Here is a 21760-nt window from a genome sequence, read left to right as displayed (position 1 = left end):
CCCCGAAGCCCGCGCCGTCCGGCCCGTCCGCGCCGCCCGTGAAGCCGGCGCAGAAGCTCCGTACCCGCCGGCCGCTGCGCCCCGGAGCCGTCGCCAAGAACGTGGGCGCGCTCCTGGTGGCCCTCGTCTTCGTCTTCCCCGTGTACTGGATGTTCTCCTCGGCGCTCAAGCCGTCCAGCGAGATCCTCACCAAGGACCCGGTCTTCGTCTTCACCCCGACGCTGGACAACTTCACCAAGGCCACCGGCGTCGACCAGTTCTGGACGTACGTCACCAACAGCGTCCTGGTCACCGTCGGCGCCGTACTGCTGGCCCTGATCGTCGCCCTCGCCGCGAGCTTCGCCATCGCCCGCATGAAGTTCAAGGGCCGCAAGGGCCTCGTACTCGCCGTGATGATGGCGCAGATGGCCCCCTGGGAGGTCATGGTCATCGCGATGTACATGATCGCCCGCGACAGCGAGATGCTGAACAGCCTCCCGCTGCTCACCGCGATCTACTTCGTGATGGTCCTCCCCTTCACCATCTGGACCCTGCGCGGCTTCATCGCCGCCGTCCCGGTGACCCTGGAGGAGGCCGCCCAGATCGACGGCTGCACCCGCGGCCAGGCCTTCCGCAAGGTGATCTTCCCGCTGCTGGCCCCCGGCCTGATGTCCACCTCGCTCTTCGGCTTCATCACCGCCTGGAACGAGTTCGCGATGGTCCTGATCCTGAACAAGGACAAGTCCGCGCAGACCCTGCCGCTCTGGCTCACCGAGTTCCAGAGCGCCTTCGGCAACGACTGGGGCGCCACCATGGCCGCGTCCTCCCTGTTCGCCGTGCCGGTCCTGCTGATCTTCATCTTCCTCCAGCGCAAGGCCGTCGGCGGCATGACCGCCGGCGCCGTGAAGGGATAACGGCTCCATGACTGTCCTTGCGCACAAGGCGGATACGGTCACCCGCGACGCCCTCGCCGTCCTCCAGCCCGGCTTCGAGGGGACCACCGCCCCCGCCTGGCTGCTCCGCAGCGTCGCCGAAGGCCTCACCGCCGTCGGCCTGTTCGGCCGCAACATCGCCTCGCCCGAGCAGCTCGCCGCGCTGACCGCGCAGCTGCGCGCGGAGCGCGACGACGTGCTCGTCGCCATCGACGAGGAGGGCGGCGACGTCACCCGCCTCGAGGTCCGCAGCGGCTCGTCCTTCCCCGGCAACCTGGCGCTCGGCGCCGTCGACGACACCGCCCTCACCCGCGAGGTGGCCCGCGAGCTGGGCCGGCGCCTCGCCGAGTGCGGGGTCAACCTCAACTGGGCCCCGTCCGCGGACGTCAACTCCAACCCGGACAACCCGGTCATCGGCGTACGCTCCTTCGGCGCCGACACCGGGCTCGCGGCCCGGCACACCGCCGCGTACGTCGAGGGCCTCCAGGCCGCCGGCGTGGCCGCGTGCACCAAGCACTTCCCCGGCCACGGCGACACCAACGTCGACTCGCACCACGCGCTGCCGCGCATCGACGTGGACCTCGACACCCTCCAGGCCCGCGAGCTCGTGCCCTTCCGGGCCGCGATCGAGGCCGGCACCAAGGCGGTGATGAGCGCGCACATCCTGGTGCCCGCCCTGGACCCGACCCGCCCGGCCACCCTCAGCCCGCAGATCCTGACCGGTCTGCTGCGCAAGGAGCTCGGCTACGAGGGGCTGATCGTCACTGACGGCATGGAGATGAACGCCATCGCCGGGACGTACGGGATCGAGCGCGGCTCGGTCCTGGCCGTCGCGGCCGGCGCCGACGCGATCTGTGTCGGCGGCGGGCTCGCGGACGAGGCGACCGTACTGCGCCTGCGCGACGCGCTGGTCGCGGCCGTACGGGAGGGCGCGCTGCCCGAGGAGCGGCTGGCCGAGGCCGCCGCCCGGGTCCGCGCGCTGGCCGAGTGGACCTGCGGGGCCCGGCCGGACGCGCGACCGGAGGGGAGCCGCGCGTCCGGCATCGGCCTGGAGGCCGCCCGGCGGGCGGTGGCCGTCACCGGCACGGCGGGCCCGCTCACGGAGGCCCCGTACGTGGCCACGCTGGCCCCGGTCGCGAACTTCGCGGTCGGCGACGAGACCCCGTGGGGCGTGGCCGCCGAACTGGCCGCGCTGATGCCGGGAACGGCCTCGGGCGTCTACCCGGAGGGCGTGTCGGCGGCGGACGTCCTGGCGGCGGCCGGTGGCCGGACCGTGGTCGCGGTGGTGCGCGACGCGCACCGGCACCCGTGGATGGCGGAGGTCCTCGACGCGCTGGTCGCGGCGCGGGCCGACACGGTGGTGGTCGAGATGGGCCTGCCGCAGTCGCCGCCGCGGGGCCGCCTGTACATCGCGACGTACGGTGCCTCCCCGGTCTGCGGCCGGGCCGCCGCGGAAATCCTCACGGGCGCGTAACGGGGCCGGGGCCGGATGCTGGCCTCAAACGCCGGCGAGGCTGGATTTCGGCTCGCCTGAGTTCGCAAGGGCCGCACCTGCCAGGCGACGGCAGGCAAATCCAGCCTCGCCTGGGGGCCCCTCCCAGCGGTAGCTGGGGGAGTTTGAGGCGCGGGGTGCGGGGCGGAGCCCCGGATCCTTGAGCCGCGCCGGCGACCGCGGTCCGGGTACGACGAAGGCCGGGCCCCCGTCACAGGGGGCCCGGCCTTCGCGGCGTGCGGGGACTACAGGCCCTGCCAGGCCGGCTTGTTCGCGTACGTGTGCCGGAAGTAGTCGGCGAGCTTCAGCTTCGACGCCGCCGCCTCGTCCACGACGACGGTCGCATGCCGGTGCAGCTGCAGCGCGGACGCCGGGACCAGCGCGGACAGCGGCCCCTCGACCGTCTGCGCGACGGCCTCGGCCTTGCCCTCACCGGTGGCCAGCAGCACCAGGTGGCGGGCGTCCAGGATGGTGCCGATGCCCTGCGTGATGACGTGGTGCGGCACCTGGTCTATGTCGTCGTCGAAGAACCGCGCGTTGTCCACGCGCGTCTGCTCCGTCAGCGTCTTGATCCGGGTGCGGGAGGCCAGCGAGGAGCACGGCTCGTTGAAGCCGATGTGCCCGTCCGTGCCGATGCCCAGCAGCTGGAGGTCCACGCCCCCGGCCTCGGCGAGCGCGCGGTCGTACGCCTCGCACGCGCCCACGATGTCCTCGGCCGAGCCGTCGGGGCCCATGAAGGAGGCCTCGGACAGCCCGAGCGGCCGGACGACCTCGCGCAGCACGACCGCGCGGTAGGACTCGGGGTGGCCGGCCGGCAGGCCGACGTACTCGTCGAGCTGGCAGATCCGCGCGCGCGACGCGTCGACCTCGCCCGCGCTCACCTTGGCGGCGAGGGCCTCGTAGATGGGCAGCGGGGTAGAGCCGGTCGCCACGCCGAGCAGGGCGTCGGGCTTGCGGCGGACCAGTGCGGCCATGGCCTCCGCGATGAGCTCGCCGCCTGCCTTGGCGTCCGGGACGATGACAACTTCCACGCGGGGCCTGCCGATCTGAGTGGTGTCCCCCGGCGGAGCGAGGGGGAGTGTGGGCATATTGTGGTATAGACCAATCTAGCAGAGCCGGGCCCTGCGCACCCCGGTTCGCGCCCATTCCCATGGTGGTCCGAATCCCCGCAGGCGCATCCCGGCGGGCGGGAGCTCCGACCGCGCCGCGCTCTACGCCAAGTACCTCCTCGAGGTCGGCCACGGACTGCCCTGCGGGCTCGGCTGCTCGCCCTGTACCTGTTCGCCCTGTACCTGTTCGCCGAGGCCGTGACCGAGACCGGCCAGCCGTCGTACGGGGCCGAAGGGGGAGGAGCGGCCGGAGAGGGGCGGGCCGCGGCGGGGTCGGCCGCAGCGGGGCCTGCCGGAGAGGTTGCCCGGTGCGTCCGGGGCGGGAGTTTCCTCTGGGCCACGGTGCCCGACGGGACCCTCAGCCCGTCCGGCACCGTAGCCCGGAGTACTCACGGCCGAGGGTGTGCGGTTCCCGCGGCCGTTGGAGGTGCCTGCGCGGTCAGGGCAGAGCGCGCGGCTTACCTCGATCCGTCCTCCTGTGCGGGGAGGGCGGAAGCTTAAGGCAATTGTGGACTAGACCATTCTGTTCTGTCCATCCAATGACGGGACCCTGAATGCCGTCACTTCCTCCAACAGTACGCGTCCCGCACCCCTCCTGTGTACTCCCGAGTATTCCCGTGGGGAAAGTCATGCGGCGTACCCGGGGTACGCTCGCCACGTGCCCTCCATGAACGACCTCGTACGCCAGCACACCGCTCTCAGTGAAACCGACCTGGAGTGGCTCCACCTGCTGGTCTCGGAGTGGCAGCTGCTCTCCGACCTGTCCTTCGCCGACCTCGTGCTCTGGGTGCCCACCCTCGACGGCACGCGGTACGTCTCGGTCGCGCAGATGCGCCCGAACACCGGCCCCACCTCGTACCAGGACGACATGGTCGGCCACCTGGTGCCCCGCGGCCGCCGCCCCCTGCTCGACGCGGCGCTCGACGAGGGCCGGATCGTGCGCGAGGGCGACCCGGAGTGGCGCGAGGAGGTGCCGGTGCGCGTCGAGTCGATCCCCGTGCGCCGCGAGGGGCGGGTCCTGGGCGTGATCGCCCGCAACACCAACCTGCTCACTGTGCGTACACCGAGCCGGCTGGAGCTGACCTACCTCCAGTCCGCCTCCGACCTGGCCCAGATGATCGCGGCGGGCTCCTTCCCGTTCCCCGGCCAGCAGGTCGACATGGACGCCTCCCCGCGCGTCGGGGACGGCCTGATCCGGCTCGACGCCGACGGCGTGGTCACCTACGCCTCCCCGAACGCCCTCTCCGCCTACCACCGCCTCGGCCTCGCCTCCGACCTGGTCGGGCAGCACCTCGGCGACACCACCACCGAACTCGCGCCCTCCCGCGGCCCGGTGGACGAGGCCCTGGTCAAGCTGGCCAGCGGCTGGGCCCCGAGGGAGACCGAGGTCGAGGGCAACGGCGGGGTCATCCAGCTGCGCGCCATCCCGCTGAAGCCGAAGGGCACCCGCATCGGTTCCCTGGTGCTCTGCCGCGACGTGACCGAACTGCGCCGTCGCGAACGCGAACTGATCACCAAGGACGCGACCATCCGGGAGATCCACCACCGGGTGAAGAACAACCTCCAGACCGTGGCGGCACTGTTGCGGCTCCAGTCCCGTCGCATGGATTCGCCCCAGGGCCGCGAGGCGCTCAACGAGGCCGTGCGCCGCGTCGGTTCGATCGCGATCGTGCACGAGACGCTGTCTCAGAACCTGGATGAGCGCGTCGAGTTCGACGAGATCGCCGACCGCGTGATCGCGATGGTCTCCGAGATCTCGCCGGGCAAGGTCGCCTGCCGGCGCACCGGCCGGTTCGGGATCCTGGACGCGGAGGTCGCCACTCCGCTGTCGATGGTGCTGACCGAGATCCTGCAGAACGCCCTGGAGCACGCCTTCGTCCAGGGGGAGGGCGGCACCGTGGAGGTGTCGGCCATCCGCAGCGGAACCGGTCGCGCCGACGGGCGGCTGCTGATCACCGTGCTCGACGACGGCAGCGGCCTGCCCGAGGGGTTCGACCCCCAGCGGGCCGGCAATCTCGGACTGCAGATCGTACGGACCCTCGTGGAGGGGGAGCTCGGCGGCACCTTCGACATGGTCCGGGCGGAGCCGCGCGGCACCAAGGTCGTCCTCGACATCCCGTCCAGCCCGCAGAAATAGCCGGACCGGGCGTCACTCAACGTGACGGCCCGGTCTCCGGGCCGGTCCCCGGACAGCACTGAGCCCCGGATCGAATGGTTCTCGATCCGGGGCCCAAGAGCACGTTGCTAAGCGCTTATACGGGTACTACGCGCTGCGCGTCGAGGCTCGAAAGTCGTTGTCAGGCGCTGGCGTTGCGCGCCCGGTTGCGAGCGGCGCGGCGCTTCATCGCACGGCGCTCGTCCTCGCTGAGACCGCCCCAGACGCCGGAGTCCTGACCGGACTCGAGCGCCCACTGCAGGCACTGCTCCATGACGGGGCAGCGGCGGCAGACGGCCTTGGCTTCCTCGATCTGCAGCAGCGCAGGACCGGTGTTGCCGATGGGGAAGAACAGCTCCGGGTCTTCCTCACGACAAACGGCGTTGTGACGCCAGTCCATGGCTGCTACCTCTCTTGTGTGACATGCACGTTGCTTGTGAATGTGAACGCTTTCACGAATCCCCCCGTGGGGGAAGGGCCGACACCCAGTTGCCCGGTGTGGTCCGAAGATTCGTGGAGGGGTTCTGGCGGTCTGTGTGGGTGCCGGTTCTGCGGGCTGTCCCGATCGCCATGTAGAGATTCGCAAACCTCGGACGGGGATACAACCCCTTCCGGAAAGTTTTTTTTGATTCGTCGGTGTCTACTAGGTCACAGCCCTACTTCGTGGGGGTGGACCAGCGTGTAAACGTTCGAGTGAAAGGACTTTTGGCTCTTCCACTCACACAATCACACGCAGTGCCCGCCGTACGCCTGTGAACCGAACGCTGGTGCGCAGACCGAGGTGGTCTCCGTCCATCTGGAACGGAAGCGGAACCTTGGAATGCAAGGTGAAGTCGGTCAGATCGTGCAGAGACACTGCGTGCTTGCCCTGTGGGCCTCGTTCAGGAGTCGAGGTCAGGAGCTGTGTCGCGTAGCGAGCGACCGCCGGAGTTGACAAACGGTTGAGCGCCAGTACGTCAAGCGCAGTATCGAACGATGCCTCCGGAGAGGCGTAAAGCGGGCGATTGCCCAGATACGTCCACGGTGAGGTGTTGCAGACTATGGACAGCACCAGATCCGTCACCGGATCCGCGCCCGGACGCTCCAGCGTGACCGTGCCGTGCCGGCGGTTGGGCTCTTCCCAGAACTGGCGCATCAGCTGCCGTACGTACAGGGCGTGCGTCGAACGCTTGCCGCGTTCGCGCTGCTGCTCCACCCGTCCGACCACGCCCGCGTCGAAACCGAAGCCCGCGCAGAAGGTGAACCAGCGGGCCGGGACCGATTCGTCCTCCGTGCCCGGTGTGCCGGCCGCCAGGCCCAGGCCCACGGTCCGCTCGCGCTGTTCGCGCAGTGCGTCCAGCAGGGCGCCGGTCGCCTCGACCGCGTCGTTGGGCAGGCCGAGCGCACGGGCGAAGACGTTCGTGGACCCGCCGGGCACCACCGCCAGCCGGGGCAGCCGCTCCGGATCGGGCCCGTCGTGCAGCAGTCCGTTGACCACCTCGTTGACCGTGCCGTCGCCGCCGAGGGCCACGACGAGGTCGAGCCCCTGGTGCGCGGCCCGCCGTCCCAGGTCCCGGGCGTGCCCCCGGTACTCGGTGGTCACCGCCTCCAGCTTCATCTCGCTGGCCAGGGCGTGGGTCAGGACATCGCGCGTGCGCGCACTGGTGGTCGTCGCTGCTGGGTTGGCCACGAGAAGTGCACGCATGAGCGCCAGACTACCCACCCCTTCGAAGAGCGACCCTACTGCCCGTCCCCTCCGGCGTCCGGGGTGCGCGGCTACCCTGCTGGAGTGAGTAAGAAGCAGCCCGCGAAAGCCGCCGCCCCCGCCGCCACGGCCACCGGCACTCCCACCGGCACTCCGACCGCCGAAGGCACCGCCGCGCTGCCCGGCCGGCTGACCGCGGCCGCCGTGCTGACGGCCGTGGAGGGCTTGGCGCTGGCCGGCCTCGGTGTCTACATGCTGTTCATGGGCATCGCCGGCGACCCCGATTCCCCGCAGCAGGCGGAGACGGGCGGCATCACCCTGCTCGCGCTCGCCGCGCTGCCGCTGGTCGCGGCCCGCGGTCTGCGCCTGGGCCGCAGCTGGAGCCGCGGCCCGGCCCTGATCACACAGCTGATGGCGCTGCCGGTGGCCTGGACCCTGTTCAACACCGGCGGCGCGATGATCGTCGCCGCCGTGGCCCTGGCGCTGGCGGCCGTGGCGGTCGCGGCCCTGCTGGTGAATCCGACGGCGACCGAGGCCCTGGGTATCGGGCCCGGTCAACAGGCCCGATAGTCCGCCAGTCCGCCAGTCCGCCAGTCCGCCAGTCCGCCAGTCCGCCAGTCCGACGCGCCGGTCGGCTCCTCGCCGGCTCCTCGCCGGCTACTCCTCGACGAGGAGCTTCTCGCGCAGCTGGGCCAGCGTGCGGGCCAGCAGGCGGGAGACGTGCATCTGGGAGATGCCGACCTCCTGCGCGATCTGCGACTGGGTCATGTTCCCGAAGAACCGAAGCAGCAGGATCCGCTTCTCCCGCGGCGGCAGTCCCTCCAGCAGCGGCTTGAGGGACTCGCGGTACTCGACGCCCTCCAGCGCCTCGTCCTCCGCGCCCAGCGTGTCCGCGACCGCCGGCGACTCGTCGTCGGTGTCCGGCACGTCCAGCGAGAGCGTGCTGTAGGCATTGGCCGATTCCAGCCCCTCCAGCACCTCCTCCTCGGAGATCCCCAGCCGTTCGGCCAGCTCGTGCACCGTGGGGGAGCGGCCGTGCTGCTGGGACAGTTCCGCCGTGGCCGTCGTCAGCGAGAGCCGCAGCTCCTGCAGGCGCCGGGGCACGCGCACCGCCCAGCCCTTGTCGCGGAAGTGCCGCTTGATCTCGCCGACCACCGTGGGCGTGGCGTAGGTGGAGAACTCGACCCCGCGGTCCGGGTCGAACCGGTCCACCGACTTGATCAGGCCGATGGTCGCGACCTGCGTCAGGTCGTCGAGCGGCTCGCCGCGGTTGCGGAACCGCCGCGCCAGGTGCTCGACCAGCGGCAGGTGCATCCGTACGAGCCGGTTGCGCAGCTCGGCCTTCTCCACCGAGCCGTCGGGCAGCGCCCGCAGCTCGATGAACAGGGCGCGCGCCCCGCTGCGGTCACGCGGATCCGGCAGCGGCGCGGTCGCCTGGAACGCGGGCACCTCAGGGGGAGCCGGTGTCTCCGGCAGAACCGGTGCCTCCGGGGCCGTGGCAGCGGCCGCCGGTGGCTTCGCCGGCTGTGGTTGTTCGTGCTGGTTGTCGCTCATAGGGCCCGCCCGTCGCTCCGCCGAGTCCAAAAAGCCGTCTTCCGCATCCGTGTCAGCCGGGTGCGGCCGGGCGTGCTGCTGCTCCGGGATGCCGCCGTCGACCTCGTGCCGTACCCGGGGCCGATCCCCGCCCCGCACCGGGATCTCCCCGCCGCTCACGCCGGGCCTGGTCCCGCGCCGCGCTGTTTGTAGAGACTGATGCTCACCGTCCGGTCCTCCTCGACCGTCGACTCGACCTTGCCGGCCAGCGCCGACAGTACGGTCCAGGCGAACGTGTCGCGCTCAGGCGCACGGCCGTCCGTGGTCGGCGCCGAGACGGTCACCTCCAGCGAATCGTCCACCAGCCGGAAGACGCAGCTGAGGACGGAGCCGGGCACGGCCTGCTGGAGCAGGATCGCGCAGGCTTCGTCCACCGCGATGCGGAGGTCCTCGATCTCGTCGAGGGTGAAGTCCAAACGTGCTGCGAGACCGGCCGTGGCCGTGCGCAGCACCGACAGGTAGGCACCCGCAGCGGGCAGCCGGACTTCCACGAAGTCCTGGGTCCCGGGCTCGCCTGCGATCTGGGACACCCTCACCTCCAAGGTGGTACGAGCTCTGTTCGCCGGTGACGCTACCGCGATCCGGGCGATCGTGTCGCGGCACCCCTCGTGATGCCCGCTGAGGGCACCCCTTCCCACGGCCAGTGACTGATGGTAAGCCCATGGGTACGCACAGTGGCTAGGGGTCTGCGGGCCCAAATCGGGGGAACCGGCGGAGGGTTGACCTACCCCGCCTCAGACGATCGAACCGTCGACAAAACACCAGCGCCAGATCTCGCCCGGCTCGAAGCTCCGCATCACCGGATGGCCGGTCTTCTCGTGGTGCGCGGTGGCGTGCCGGTAGGGGGAGGAGTCGCAGCAGCCCACCTCCCCGCACTCCAGGCACATCCGCAGCTGCACGGGATGGCCGCCGACCGCCAGACATTCGGCGCAGGTCCGGTCAGAGGGGACTGGCTCGGGGCGCGGCAGTTCGGCAACGTGGGTGCACTCGCTCATGATGGCCAGCGTACGGCCAGGGTGCGCGTGCGCGATGGCTCCGACGACTACGGATGGGATCTTCGATGGAGGTCTTGCCGCTGGTGGCACTGGTCGCGGGGAGCGCGGCCGTCGCGGGCCTGGCCCGCCGGACACCGGTGCCCGCGCCGCTGCTGCTGGTCGCCGCCGGACTGCTCGCCGGCTATCTGCCGGGGGTGCCCCCGTACACGCTCGACCCGCACATCGTGCTGCCGCTGCTGCTCCCGCCGCTGCTGCACACGGCCGCGGTGGACAGCTCGTACCTCGACCTGCGCGCGAACAGCCGGCCCATCGCGATGCTCTCGGTGGGCTACGTGCTGTTCGCGACGCTCGCGGTCGGGTACGCGGCGTACCTGATGGTGCCGGGGCTGTCGCTGCCGGTCGCGCTGGTGCTGGGCGCGGTGGTCGCGCCGCCCGACGCGGTCGCCGCCACCGCCATCGCCCGCAAGCTCGGGCTGCCGAACCGGATCACGACGATCCTCCAGGGCGAGTCCCTGGTGAACGACGCCACGGCCATCACCGCGTACAAGGTGGCGCTGGCGGCGGCGATCGGGGTGAGCGCGGGCTGGGCGGACGGGATCGTCGAGTTCCTGCTGGCCTCGGTGGGCGGGGTCGGCGTGGGCCTGCTGCTGATGGTGCCGATCCACCACCTGCGCAAGCGGCTGAAGGAGCCGCTGCTCCAGAACACCCTCTCGCTGCTGATCCCCTTCGTGGCGTACGCGGCGGCCGAACGGGTGCACGCCTCCGGGGTGCTGGCGGTGGTCGTGGTGGCGCTGTACCTGGGCCACCGCAACTGGCAGGTCGACTTCGCCACCCGGCTCCAGGAGGAGGCGGTGTGGCGGGTGGTCGCCTTCGTGCTGGAGTCGGTGGTGTTCGCGCTGATCGGACTCCAGCTGCCGGTGGTGCTGGAGGGGCTGGCGGAGTACGAGGGCGGTTCCGTGGCCTGGTACGCGGTCCTGGTGTTCCTCGCGGTGGTGGTGAGCCGGTTCGTGTGGGTGTTCCCGGCGACGTTCCTGCCGCGCTGGATGTCGGACCGGATCCGTACGCGGGAGCCGGACACGGACTGGAAGTCGCCGGTGGTCGTGGGGTGGGCCGGGATGCGGGGGGTCGTCTCGCTGGCGATCGCCTTCTCCGTGCCGCCCGACGTGCCGAACCGGAACCTGATCCTCTTCCTCACCTTCACGACGGTCATCGGCACGCTCGTCGTCCAGGGCCTCACCCTGCCGCCGCTGATCAAGGTGCTGCGGCTGCCGCCGCGCAACCTCCAGGCCGAGACGCTGGCGGAGGCGCAGGCGCAGAGCGAGGCCTCGCGGGCGGCGGACGAGCGGCTGACGGAACTGCTGGAGTCGCCCGAGAACCAGCTGCCGCCACCGCTGGCGGACCGGCTGCGCACGGTCCTGGAGCGGCGGCGCAACGCGGTGTGGGAGCGGCTGGGCGAGGTCAACCCGGTGACGGGGGAGTCGGCGGACGAGATCTACCGGCGGCTCGCGCGGGAGATGATCGAGTCGGAGCGGGAGGTCTTCGTATCGCTGCGGGACCGGCGCCGGATCGACGACGAGATGCTGCGGGGGCTGCTGCGCCGACTGGACCTGGAGGAGGCGGCGGCCTACCGCGAGGAGACGTGACGGCGCCGCCGTCCGTACGAACGGGGGCGGCACGGGGCGGGGCCGGTCGGGGCCGGCCGGGGCAGGTCGGAGCCGGTCCAGGATGGCCGGGGCCGGGGCCGGGGCCGGGGCCGGGGCCGAGGCCGGGGCCGGGGCCGGTCAGGGCGGGTCGGGGCAGGTCAGAGTCGGTCAAGTATGGCCGGGGCCGGGGCCGGGCAGGTCAAGGCCGGCCAGGGCCGGTCGGTGCCGGTCAGGGCCGGCCGGTGACGACGGCGGCCAGGGTGGTGCCGCGCGGGAACGCGCCGGAGGCGGTGAGCTCGGTCAGGGCCCAGAGCAGCTTGGCGACGTAGATCCGCTCGACCGGGAGCCCGTGCCGGGACTCGAAGTCCGCGGCGAAGGCCTCCAGCGCGGCCGGGACGCGGCCGTAGCCGCCGTGGTGGAAACCCTCGGCCAGGGCCCAGTCGCCGGCCGGACCTCCGAAGGCGGCCAGCTGGAGGGAACGTATCTCCGCGGTCAGGAAGCCGCCCGCCAGCACCGGGACGCCCAGCGCCCGCTGCCCGGGGTCCAGTCCGGCGGCCAGCCCGGCCAGCGTCCCGCCGGTCCCGCAGGCCACGGCCACCACATCGGCCGCACCGCGCAGTTCGCGGCCGAGCTCCGCGCAGCCGGTCAGCGCGAGGGCATTGCTGCCGCCCTCGGGGACCGCGTACGCCCCGCTCGCACCCGCCTGGTCCAGCAGCCGGGCGAGCACCTCGGGCTCGGCCTTGCGGCGGTACTCCGACCGGGGCACGAAGTGCAGCCGCATCCCGTCGGCCGCGCACCGCGCGAGGGACTCGTTGAGCGGTCGCCGGGCCAGCTCCTCGCCGCGCACGATGCCGACGGTCTCCAGCCCGAGCAGCCGCCCGGCGGCCGCGGTGGCCCGCAGATGGTTCGAGTACGCCCCGCCGAAGGTCACCACGGCCCGCTGCCCGCCCGCCACGGCGGCCCGCAGATTGGGCGCGAGCTTGCGCCACTTGTTCCCCGGCAGCTCCGGATGCACGAGATCGTCCCGCTTGAGCAGCACCCGGACCCCGTACCGCCCGAACCGCTCGTCACGGATCTCCCGCAATGGGGACGGCGGCCGGGGCCGCAGCAGCGCGCCGGCGTCGACAGGATGTTCCACCCGCCCATTGTCCGCCGCCCCGCCCCCACCGCCGCACGCCGGAGCCGGGCCCGCCGGGTCGGGATTCCTATTTCAGGCGTTCCGCGATGCGGTGGCGCAGGGAGTCCATCGTGAAGCCCTTGGGGTCGATCTTGCCCGGCTGCCATTCCAGGTGGCCGATCACCGAGCGGGAGGTCCAGGCGTGGACGCGGCACAGGGCCGCCGCCGCGCGGGTGATCGCGTCGAGTTGGGCCGCCGGCCAGGGGTCGACGCCGTCGCCCAGGTTCTCGCACTCGAAGCCGTAGAAGTGGCGGTTGCCGTCGGTGTCCGCCCGGTGGTCCGGCGGGAGGCGCTTCTCGGCGATCACCGCCGCCAGGACGTCGGAGTCCCCGGCGCCCGCGTGGTTGGCGCGGCCGTAGCCGACCAGGTGGACCCGGCCGTCCTTGGTGATCACGCCGTGGCAGAGCGGGCCGGGGAGGTCGGAGTCGCCGCGGCGGCAGAGGGAGACGGTGTTCGCGGTGCCGTTCGAGACGGTGTGGTGGATCATCACCCCGTGCACCGGCCCCCAGGGGCCCTTGTGGTTGCGGTTGTGGGTGCGCCAGGCGCCCACCTCGACGACGGTCAGACCCTCGCCGCGCAGTGCGCCGACGAACCGGTCCGCGGACATGGGTGCGGCCATGGCCCCCTCCTCCCGTGGACACCCAGTGTGTCCACGTCGCTACTCTCCGGTGTAGTGGAGGAGGGGCTTCCACGCCAGTGGATTCGTACGGCGAGCGAGCCGATCCGGACAGCCGTCAGGCCGAGGCGAGCCACAGGTCCGGGCCGAACACCTCGTAGTGGATGTCGGCGGCCGGCACTCCCTTGGCCAGCAGCTGCTCGCGGACGGACCGCATGAAGGGCAGCGGCCCGCAGAGGTAGGCCCGGGTGCCGGGCCGGACCGGGACGGCGGCCAGGTCGAGGTGTCCCGTGCCGTCGCCGGGCTCGGGCGACTGCTCGTACCAGAACCGGGCCGACGCGTCGGCCAGCTTGTGCGTGAGCGCCCGGTGGTCGGCGCGCAGCGGGTGGTCGGCCGGGGACCGGTCGGCGTGCAGGACGGTGACGGGCGCGCGGTGCCCGGTGTCGGCCAGGTGTTCCAGCATCGAGAGCATCGGGGTGCAGCCGATGCCGGCCGAGGCGAGCAGCACCGGGGCGGCGCTGTCGCGCAGGACCAGGTCGCCGTACGGGGCCGAGACGCGCAGGGTGTCGCCGGTCCGGACGTGGGCGTGCAGGTGGTTCGAGACCTCGCCGTCCGGGCCCGCCGCGGCCGGGCCGTGGACCCGCTTGACGGTGATCGCGCGGACCGGGGAGCCGGGGGAGGTGGAGAGGCTGTACTGGCGTATCTGGCGGGCTCCGTCGGGGAGTTCGACCTGGACCGAGACGTACTGGCCGGGCTTGAAGGCCGGCGCCGGGGCTCCGTCGGCCGGGGTCAGCCGGAAGGTCGTGCAGTCCGCGGTCTCCTCGAGCCGGCCGGTGACGGTCCACTCGCGCCACACGTCGCCGGCGACGACCTGCTGCTCGGCGTAGAGGCGCTCCTCGATGGCGATGAGGGCGTTGGCCATCAGCCAGTAGACCTCGTCCCAGGCCTCGGCGACCTCCGGGGTGACGGCTTCGCCGAGGATCTCGACGATCGCCTCGAACAGGTGCCGGTGCACGACCGGGTACTGCTCGCGGGTGACGCCCAGGGAGGCGTGCTTGTGGGCGATGCGGCCCAGCATCACGTCGGGGCGGGTGTCCGGGTGCTCGACGAGGTGGGTCGCGAAGGCGGCGATGGAGCCCGCGAGGGCCTGCTTCTGGAGGCCGGCGTTCTGGTTGCCCCGGTTGAACAGGTCGCGCAGGAGTTCCGGGTGGGCCGCGAACAGCTTCGCGTAGAAGAGCTCCGTGATCTCGCCGATCGCCGCGCCCACGGCGGGCAGGGTGGCTCGTACGGTCGCGGTCGACTTCTCGGAAAGCATCGGGACTCCTCGTGGGTCGGGTCGTTAATTGGTATGTGAAATGCATGTTTTTGAACAGGGAGCCGCCGATGGGGACTTCTGTTCGAGCCGCCCCGTCGGGGTCAGCCTAGGCGGGCCACTCGCCGGCGCGAACCGGCCATCCGGCCCGGGGTGTCAGGGTCTTTCGGCCCCCGCCGGCGCACTGCCCGAGATGCCCAGCAGCAGCGGCCCGGTCGGGGCCGCCACCAGGTCGTTCACCGTCAGCGGGTCCAGCGCGGCGAAGAACGCCTCCTGGGCCCGGCGTAGCGCCCCGCGCAGCACGCAGCCGCCGGCCAGCGGGCACGGGACGGTGCCGTCGCAGTCCACGACGTCGCCCGCGCCCTCCAGTTCGCGCACCACCCCGCCCACCGAGGCGCGCCGCCCGGCGGAGGTCAGGGCGAGCCCGCCGCCGCGGCCGCGCCGCGCCTCGACCAGGCCGAGATGCTGCAGCCTGGCGACCACTTTCGCCGTGTGCGTGTAAGGGACCTCCATGGTCGCCGCGACCTCGCGCGTCGTCGGCAGGTCGGTCTCCTCGACGGCCAGACGCATCAGGACGCGCAGGGCGAGGTCGGTGAACCGGGTCAGGCGCATGGGTCCAGCGTAGAAAACTTGCATCCTCGATGCAAAATATGCGCTGCGGGGTGGCCGGAACCAGTGGGTTCAGGGAGATGGGTGGGGAGGGAGGTGAACCCAAGAGGGTGCCCCGCGCCCGGACGGAGTAGTCCCACCCTTTTGTGTAATGGTCTCATCACGTTCCGTACTGGAAGGCTGCGTATCGCAGATTCATGGAGTGATCGAAAGGGAAATACATGTCGGTCCAGGCAGGTTCCGAAACCGAAGCCCAGACGCCGCAGCGCAGTCTCGGGACTTCGGCCGCACGGAACTTGGCAACCACGACCAAGTCCGCGCCGCAGATGCAGGAGATCACCTCCCGGTGGCTGCTGAAGATGCTGCCGTGGGTGTCCGTGCAGGGCGGCACGTACCGCGTCAACCGGCGGCTGAGCTACTCGGTCGGCGACGGGCGCGTCGAGTTCATCAAGACCGGGACCCAGGTCCAGGTGATCCCGGCCGAGCTCGGTGAGCTCCCGCTGCTGAGGGAGTACGAGGACCTCGACGTCCTCGGCGAGCTCGCCCAGCGCTGCCAGCAGATCGACTTCGAGGCCGGCCAGGAGCTCACCTCCTTCGGCAATGCCTCCGACCGCGTCTTCCTCCTCGCCCACGGCCGCATCGACCACGTCGGCCCCGGCCCCTACGGGGACGACGCCGTCCTGCGGACCGTCGCCGACGGCGCGTACTTCGGCGAGGACTCGCTCGTCGACGAGGAGGCCATCTGGGAGTACACCGCCCGCGCCGCCACCTCCGGCACCGCGCTCGTCCTGTCCCGGCAGGACTTCCAGCTGCTCGCCGACCGCGTCGAATCGCTGCGCGAGCACGTGGAGCAGGTGCGGACCCAGCCCGCCCAGCGCACCAACAAGTACGGCGAGGCGGCCATCGACCTGTCCGCCGGCCACCAGGGCGAGGCCGTGCTCCCCGGCACCTTCGTGGACTACGACGCCCACCCGCGCGAGTACGAACTCTCCATTGCACAAACGGTCCTGCGGGTGCACACGCGCGTCGCCGACCTGTACAACCAGCCGATGAACCAGACCGAGCAGCAGTTGCGGCTCACGGTCGAGGCGCTGCGCGAGCGCCAGGAGCACGAGATGCTCAACAACCGCGACTTCGGCCTGCTCCACAACACCGACTACGACCAGCGCATCCAGCCGCACGACGGCGCGCCGAGCCCCGACGACATGGACCAGCTGCTCAGCATGCGGCGCGGCTCCAAGTTCTTCCTCGCGCACCCCAAGGCCATCGCCGCCTTCGGCCGCGAGTGCAACAAGCGCGGCCTGTACCCGGAGTCGGTGGACATCGGCGGCAACCGCGTGCCGGCCTGGCGCGGGGTGCCGATCTTCCCGAGCAACAAGATCCCGATCAGCGACGCCCGCACCACGTCCATCCTGTGCATGCGCACCGGCGAGGAGGAGCAGGGCGTGATCGGCCTGCACCAGCCGGGCATCCCGGACGAGATCGAGCCGAGCCTGTCGGTCCGCTTCATGGGGATCAGCGAGCAGGCGATCATCTCGTACCTGGTCACCGCCTACTTCTCCGCCGCGGTGCTGGTGCCGGACGCGCTCGGCGTGCTGGAGAACGTCGAGATCGGCCGCTGGCGCTGAGGCGGCCGGCCGAAGAGCGACGGGGACACGGACACGCCATGGCGACCACCGAGGCGACCACGACCGGCGAGGGCCAGGAGGCCTCGGTCCTGCTCGAGCGGACGAGAGAAACGGTCAACCCGGAACTGCGCCGGACGGTCGAGAGCCTGCCCGGTTCGATGCGGCGCGTCGCGATGTACCACTTCGGCTGGGAGCACGCGGACGGCACACCGGCCGCGGGCAACGCCGGCAAGGCCATCCGGCCTGCCCTGGTGCTGGCCGCGGCCCAGGCCCTGCAAGGGCCGGGCGGGCGGGTGGAGGACCCCGTCCGGGCGGCGGCGGCCGTGGAGCTCGCGCACAACTTCACGCTGCTGCACGACGACGTCATCGACAAGGACTCCCGGCGCCGCGGCCGGGCCACCGCCTGGACCGTCTTCGGGATACCGGACGCGATCATCGCCGGCGACGCCATGATGGCGCTCGCGCTGCGGCTGCTCGCGGAGGACCCGCACCCGGCGTCGGCGGCGGCCTCGGCGCGGCTCGCGGCCTGTGTCATCGAGCTGTGCGCGGGCCAGCAGGCGGACTGCGCCTTCGAGCAGCGCGCGTACGTCTCGCTCGACGAGTGCCTGACCATGGCGACGGCCAAGACCGGCGCCCTGCTGGGCTGCGCCTGCGCCCTGGGCGCGCTGTACGCGGGCGCGGGGCCGGACGAGGTCGACGCCATGGACGCGTTCGGGCGGGAGGCCGGGCTGGCCTTCCAGCTGATCGACGACCTGATCGGCATCTGGGGGGATCCGGGGCACACCGGCAAGCCCGCCGGGGCCGATCTGCTCGCCCGCAAGAAGTCCCTCCCGGTCGTGGCCGCCCTCACCTCGGGCACCGAGGCGGGGGAGGAGCTGGCGGCCCTGTACGCGGGTCCCATGACCGGGGACGGCGTACGCAGGGCGGCCGAAGCGGTGGACCGGGCCGGCGGGCGCGACTGGGCGCAGGCCCATGCCGCGGACCGGATGGGCCGGGCCGTGCAGCAGCTGTCCCGGGCCGTACCGGACCTCGGGGCGGCGGGCGGACTGCTGGCGCTCGCGGAGTTCGTGACGCGCAGGACGCGGTGAGGCGCCGGACGCGGTGACGCGACGCGGGCGGTGGCGCGACGCGGGCGGTGAGCCTCCGTACGCGGTGGTAGACGGTCCGGTTCCGGCACCCCTCGGTGCCGGAACCGGACTGTCCGCGTTCTGGGCCCAACTCTAGGATCGCTCAAGGTTGTTGGTGATTGAGCGAAGGGTGTGGCCCATGGGGCTGGACATACGTCAGGCGGATCAGTCGGACCGGGACGCGGTGGCGCGCCTGCTCGACGAGGCCTTCCGCACCGACCCGGTGAGCAGCTGGGTCTTCCCGGACCCGGAGCACCGGGCCGCGGTGCACGGCAAGTTCCTCGGGGTGTTCGTGGACCTGGCGCTGGCCGAGGGCCGGATCGACTACGCGGCGGACGGCTCGGCGGCAGCGCTGTGGCTGCGGATCCCGGCGGGCGAGCCGGAGGGGGAGGACGAGATCCCCGCGAAGATGCGGGCGGTGGCCGACCCGGACAACGAGCGCTGCGAGCTGGTCGGCCGGCTGACGGGCGCGGTGCACCCGACGTCGGAGGAGCACGAGTACCTGCTGATGATCGCCGTCGACCCGGGCCGGCAGGGGGAGGGGCTGGGCACCGAGCTGATGCGGCCCGTGCTGGAGCGCTGCGACCGGGAGGGCCTGCCGGCGTACCTGGAGGCGAGCAGCGAGCGCAGCAAGGGGCTGTACGAGCGGCTCGGATGGGAGTTCAAGGGCGAGGCGGTCCGGCTGCCGGACGGGCCGCTGATGTGGCCGATGTGGCGCAAGCCGCAGGGGTAGTCGCGCGGTCGGCGGCGGGTCGGAGGCGGGCCGGAGGCGGGTCGGCGGCGGGTCGGAGACGGGTCGGCGGCGGGGGTGGTTGCGGGGTGCGGCGCGGAGGCGGGCGGGCGAAAGCGGTTTGCGTGACCACTTCACCTGAAGTACTTTGATTGACGTGCCCCGGTGCGGTGGCACTGTCGAACGGAAGAGAATCGCTTGCGCAAGCTCACGTACTTCGTCGCGACGTCGGTCGACGGCTTCATCGCCGACCCGGACGGAGACGGCGACTACCTCAACCGCTGGGTGGAGCCCGGCTACGCCGAGGACATGTTCGGCGAGTTCCCGGAGACGGTGCCCACCCACGTCCGGGCGGAGCTCGGGCTCGAAGGCGCGGTGGGGAAGCACTTCGACGCGGTCCTGATGGGGCGCGGCACCTATGACGCAGGGCTGCGGGTGGGGATCACCAGCCCGTACGCGCATCTGGACCAGTACGTCGCCTCCCGCTCCCTCGGCACCTCGCCCGACCCGGCCGTCGAGATCGTCTCGGGCGACGTGGCCGCGCGCGTACGGCGGCTGAAGGAGCAGCCGGGCCTGGGCGTCTGGCTGTGCGGCGGCGCCGACCTGGCCGGGCAGCTGGTCGAGGAGATCGACGAGTTCGTCGTGAAGACGTACCCGGTGTTCGCCGGATCCGGCATCCCGATGTCCCGCGCCGGCTTCGCCCCCCGCGAGCTGGAGCTGACCGACCTCAAGCGCTACGGCGGAGGGCAGGTCGTGAGCACGTACGTACGCAGGCGCTGACCCGCGGGACGCGGAAAACCGGCCTACCGTGGAGGTATGGCCGGTGTGAGACAGCAGCAGGCGCACGAGACGGTCGCCCCGCGGGCCGGGCACGAGCAGCGCACGTGCCCGGCCTGCGGGAGCCCCGTCGAGACGGTGGTCCGACGGCGCAAGTCCCTCGGGGTGTTCGTCCCCGAATGGGCGGCGGGACCCTGCCGGAACCGGGACTGCCACGCGGTACGCGGCTCCGGCAAGGGTCCGTCCCGGGCCTCGTCCTAGCTCTTCGACCCCAGGCCGGAGGCGACCAGGCCGTTGGCCCACAGCTGGTTGACGCGCGCCCGCTCGGCGCTGTTCGGGGTGGCGTTCTGGCACGAGGTGCCCGGGCCGCCGCCCGACATCAGCTCGCTGCACGGGCCCGAGTAGCGGTCCGGGAGGCCCAGCACGTGGCCGGTCTCGTGCGAGGTCACCCGGGTGGAGTTGTACTGCTGGTTCTGCCGGTAGTCGAGGAAGATGTAGCCCCGGCCGTGGCCGTCCGTGCTCGCGTACGAACCGCGCGAGTCGTTGCCCTCGCGGTAGGAGAAGTTCCCGCCGGAGGAGACCTCCTGCAGCTTGACGTTGGTCACCGAGCTGTTCCAGATCTGCGTGGAACGGGCTATCTGGGTGCGGAAGCTCGGGGCGTTGCGGGTGTTGTAGGTGACGGTCACGGCCAGGGCGCCCGGGTTCGCGGCGCGCTGCTCGGCGACCGAGCGCTGTACGGCCTCGAAGAAGGCCTGGTTGGCGGCCTGGTTCTCAGGCGAGCGCTCGTAGGCGGCGTAACTCGCGGTGCTGCCGGGGGTGGCGGCGCTGGCGGTGGGGACGACGCCGCCGAGGGCGGCGGCCATGCCGAGGCCGACGGTGGCGGCCAGCACGGCCTTACGGGAGTGGCGCATGTGGGGGAGCTCCTACTCGTCCGGTGCGGTGGGGGGTGGGTCGTTCGCACCGGAGTCTGAGGGAGCGGAAGTGCGCTGCGGATGATGTCACTGCCCGATAGCGCGGGGCTATCGGGAAGATTTCGACAGATCAACTGGTGTGAGAATGGCGGGATTCGGGGGGCTATAGGTGGCTGGTGCGGTCCACCGGCCGCGGCCTACTCTCGGGTCATGGAGCTTGAGGTCAGGCACCTGCGCGCACTGTGCGCCATCGCCGACGCCGGGAGTCTGCACAAAGCGGCCCGGCAGCTCGGTGTGAGCCAGCCCTCCCTCACGACCCAGCTGCGCCGGATCGAACGGGCCCTGGACGGCGAGCTGTTCCTGCGCGACCGCACCGGCTGCCGGCCCACCCCCTTCGGGCGCACCGTACTGGGCCGGGCCCGTCCGCTGCTCGCCGAGATGGCCGCGCTGGTCGCGGAGGCCCGGGCTCTCGCCCACGGGCCGCGGCTGCGGATCGGCTCCACGGCCAGTCGCGCGCTGCCGGGCTGGCTCCGGCGGATCCACCGGCGGCTGCCGGACACCGAGACCTCGCTGGTGGTGGACGTGTCCGCCAACGCGCTGCTGCGGATGGCGGCTTCGGGGCAGCTGGACGTGGCCTTCGTGCACGAGGTGGAGGGCAGCCCGCTGCGGGTGCCGGCCGGGCTGCAGCTGCGCGTGCTGATGGAGCGCGAGCCGCAGTTCGTGTCGATGTCCCGGGACCACCCGGCCGCCCGGCACGCGGTGGTGTCCTTACGGGACCTGGCCGACGACCGCTGGATGGTGGACCCGTCGGTCGACGGCGAATGGGACGGGCTGCGGCGGGTCTTCGCCGGGGCCGGGCTGGACCCGCCGGTGCTGCACGCCGACTACCACACCGCGAGCTCGCTGATCGTCTCCGGCGAGGCGGTGGCTCCGTGCCAGCCGACGTCCGGGCCGCGCGAGGACATGGCGATCCGGCCGCTGTCCGGCGACCCCCTGGCGGTACGGCTGCTCCTGGCGACCCGGCCCGGTGCGCATCCGGAACTCTACGAGGACCTGCGGGCCGCGTACCGCGAGGTGGCCCTCCTCACCCCGCCGTACCGAGCCTGGCTCCACCACCACGCGAGCCCGCTGCTGGAGGCGGCGTAGCCGGGCCGGTGCGGCGCCGCTGCTGGGGCTCCACCGCTTGGCTCCGCCGGTAGGAGGCCGGTCTGGTGCGGCGCCGCTGCTGGGGCTCCACCCCAGACCCCGCGCCTCAAACGCCGGCACCCTCCAGCCCCGCCGGCGTTTGAGG

General features: G+C 72.1%; 22 protein-coding genes. 11 read left to right on the top strand and 11 right to left on the bottom strand.

All coding sequences use genetic code 11. The annotated features are described in order from the left end of the window. Positions 1-38 precede the first annotated feature (38 nt). Both ACFWP3_RS27355 and ACFWP3_RS27350 read left to right on the top strand, forming a co-directional pair. The gene (locus tag ACFWP3_RS27355; RefSeq protein ID WP_384226085.1) at positions 39-893 is read left to right on the top strand and encodes a carbohydrate ABC transporter permease; all 855 of its coding nucleotides are present in this window, start codon (positions 39-41) and stop codon (positions 891-893) included. Between the two features lie 7 nt (positions 894-900). Beyond that, the gene (locus tag ACFWP3_RS27350; RefSeq protein WP_384226023.1) at positions 901-2385 is read left to right on the top strand and encodes a glycoside hydrolase family 3 protein; all 1485 of its coding nucleotides are present in this window, start codon (positions 901-903) and stop codon (positions 2383-2385) included. A gap of 263 nt (positions 2386-2648) precedes the next feature. On the opposite strand, the gene nagB is transcribed toward ACFWP3_RS27350, so the two are convergent. Then, on the bottom strand, positions 2649-3434 hold the full coding sequence (gene nagB / locus ACFWP3_RS27345; protein WP_384226083.1) for a glucosamine-6-phosphate deaminase: 786 nt from the start codon (positions 3432-3434) through the stop codon (positions 2649-2651). Positions 3435-4179: 745 nt separating this feature from the next. On the opposite strand from nagB, the gene ACFWP3_RS27340 reads away from it, so the two are divergent. Then, entirely contained in the window at positions 4180-5649 is a 1470-nt protein-coding gene (locus tag ACFWP3_RS27340; protein WP_384226081.1) for a sensor histidine kinase, read from the top strand. Positions 5650-5809: 160 nt separating this feature from the next. Here the strand turns inward: ACFWP3_RS27340 and ACFWP3_RS27335 are convergent, their stop codons facing one another. Next, positions 5810-6067 (bottom strand): WhiB family transcriptional regulator, encoded by a 258-nt coding sequence (locus tag ACFWP3_RS27335; protein ID WP_003953983.1) that lies wholly within the window; start codon positions 6065-6067, stop codon positions 5810-5812. Positions 6068-6385: 318 nt separating this feature from the next. Continuing rightward, on the bottom strand, positions 6386-7351 hold the full coding sequence (locus ACFWP3_RS27330) for a diacylglycerol/lipid kinase family protein (RefSeq protein WP_384226021.1): 966 nt from the start codon (positions 7349-7351) through the stop codon (positions 6386-6388). An 84-nt stretch (positions 7352-7435) separates the two neighbouring features. Here ACFWP3_RS27330 and ACFWP3_RS27325 point away from each other — a divergent pair, with 84 nt between their 5' ends. After that, positions 7436-7921, top strand: a complete 486-nt coding sequence (locus ACFWP3_RS27325) for a hypothetical protein (protein ID WP_384226019.1) — start codon at positions 7436-7438, stop codon at positions 7919-7921. Between the two features lie 87 nt (positions 7922-8008). Here the strand turns inward: ACFWP3_RS27325 and ACFWP3_RS27320 are convergent, their stop codons facing one another. From ACFWP3_RS27320 to ACFWP3_RS27310, 3 genes are all read right to left on the bottom strand, one after another. Next, on the bottom strand, positions 8009-9064 hold the full coding sequence (locus ACFWP3_RS27320) for an RNA polymerase sigma factor SigF (RefSeq protein ID WP_384226017.1): 1056 nt from the start codon (positions 9062-9064) through the stop codon (positions 8009-8011). Next, complete coding sequence (locus tag ACFWP3_RS27315; RefSeq protein WP_030153599.1) at positions 9061-9474, bottom strand: anti-sigma regulatory factor; 414 nt, start codon at positions 9472-9474, stop codon at positions 9061-9063. Before ACFWP3_RS27315 ends, ACFWP3_RS27320 begins: the two co-directional genes overlap by 4 nt. Before the next feature lie 204 nt (positions 9475-9678). Beyond that, the gene (locus ACFWP3_RS27310) at positions 9679-9939 is read right to left on the bottom strand and encodes a UBP-type zinc finger domain-containing protein (RefSeq protein ID WP_384226015.1); all 261 of its coding nucleotides are present in this window, start codon (positions 9937-9939) and stop codon (positions 9679-9681) included. A 65-nt stretch (positions 9940-10004) separates the two neighbouring features. Here ACFWP3_RS27310 and ACFWP3_RS27305 point away from each other — a divergent pair, with 65 nt between their 5' ends. After that, the gene (locus ACFWP3_RS27305) at positions 10005-11582 is read left to right on the top strand and encodes a Na+/H+ antiporter (protein WP_384226012.1); all 1578 of its coding nucleotides are present in this window, start codon (positions 10005-10007) and stop codon (positions 11580-11582) included. A 229-nt stretch (positions 11583-11811) separates the two neighbouring features. Here the strand turns inward: ACFWP3_RS27305 and ACFWP3_RS27300 are convergent, their stop codons facing one another. From ACFWP3_RS27300 to ACFWP3_RS27285, 4 genes are all read right to left on the bottom strand, one after another. Continuing rightward, positions 11812-12720, bottom strand: coding sequence for a 1-aminocyclopropane-1-carboxylate deaminase/D-cysteine desulfhydrase (locus tag ACFWP3_RS27300; RefSeq protein WP_384226010.1), 909 nt, complete (start codon positions 12718-12720; stop codon positions 11812-11814). 67 nt (positions 12721-12787) lie between these two features. Then, positions 12788-13378: an N-acetylmuramoyl-L-alanine amidase gene (locus ACFWP3_RS27295; RefSeq protein WP_384226008.1), complete on the bottom strand. Its 591-nt coding sequence runs from the start codon at positions 13376-13378 to the stop codon at positions 12788-12790. A gap of 115 nt (positions 13379-13493) precedes the next feature. Then, positions 13494-14690: a globin domain-containing protein gene (locus tag ACFWP3_RS27290; RefSeq protein ID WP_384226005.1), complete on the bottom strand. Its 1197-nt coding sequence runs from the start codon at positions 14688-14690 to the stop codon at positions 13494-13496. Positions 14691-14843: 153 nt separating this feature from the next. Then, positions 14844-15299: an RrF2 family transcriptional regulator gene (locus tag ACFWP3_RS27285; protein ID WP_384226003.1), complete on the bottom strand. Its 456-nt coding sequence runs from the start codon at positions 15297-15299 to the stop codon at positions 14844-14846. Between the two features lie 218 nt (positions 15300-15517). Here ACFWP3_RS27285 and ACFWP3_RS27280 point away from each other — a divergent pair, with 218 nt between their 5' ends. The 5 genes from ACFWP3_RS27280 (at position 15518) to ACFWP3_RS27260 (ending at position 19819) form a co-directional block, all read left to right on the top strand. Beyond that, complete coding sequence (locus tag ACFWP3_RS27280; protein WP_384226001.1) at positions 15518-16924, top strand: family 2B encapsulin nanocompartment shell protein; 1407 nt, start codon at positions 15518-15520, stop codon at positions 16922-16924. A 38-nt stretch (positions 16925-16962) separates the two neighbouring features. Then, complete coding sequence (locus ACFWP3_RS27275; protein ID WP_384225999.1) at positions 16963-18012, top strand: family 2 encapsulin nanocompartment cargo protein polyprenyl transferase; 1050 nt, start codon at positions 16963-16965, stop codon at positions 18010-18012. A 178-nt stretch (positions 18013-18190) separates the two neighbouring features. Continuing rightward, complete coding sequence (locus tag ACFWP3_RS27270; RefSeq protein WP_384225997.1) at positions 18191-18784, top strand: GNAT family N-acetyltransferase; 594 nt, start codon at positions 18191-18193, stop codon at positions 18782-18784. A 195-nt stretch (positions 18785-18979) separates the two neighbouring features. Then, entirely contained in the window at positions 18980-19561 is a 582-nt protein-coding gene (locus tag ACFWP3_RS27265; protein ID WP_384225995.1) for a dihydrofolate reductase family protein, read from the top strand. A gap of 36 nt (positions 19562-19597) precedes the next feature. After that, positions 19598-19819 (top strand): hypothetical protein, encoded by a 222-nt coding sequence (locus tag ACFWP3_RS27260; RefSeq protein ID WP_384225993.1) that lies wholly within the window; start codon positions 19598-19600, stop codon positions 19817-19819. Here the strand turns inward: ACFWP3_RS27260 and snpA are convergent. After that, positions 19816-20469, bottom strand: a complete 654-nt coding sequence (snpA, locus tag ACFWP3_RS27255) for a snapalysin (protein ID WP_384225991.1) — start codon at positions 20467-20469, stop codon at positions 19816-19818. The two genes, ACFWP3_RS27260 and snpA, sit on opposite strands and share 4 nt — an antisense overlap. A gap of 210 nt (positions 20470-20679) precedes the next feature. Between snpA and ACFWP3_RS27250 the strand changes: the two genes are divergently transcribed. Then, complete coding sequence (locus ACFWP3_RS27250) at positions 20680-21615, top strand: LysR family transcriptional regulator (RefSeq protein ID WP_384225989.1); 936 nt, start codon at positions 20680-20682, stop codon at positions 21613-21615. The last annotated feature ends 145 nt before the right edge of the window (positions 21616-21760 follow it).

Origin of the sequence: Streptomyces sp. NPDC058525 (assembly GCF_042719495.1) — a bacterium.
In the GTDB taxonomy this organism is placed as follows: Bacteria; Actinomycetota; Actinomycetes; order Streptomycetales; family Streptomycetaceae; genus Streptomyces.
The sequence above is the reverse complement of the archived record's forward strand: the minus strand, read 5'-3'. Positions and strand labels throughout refer to the sequence as shown.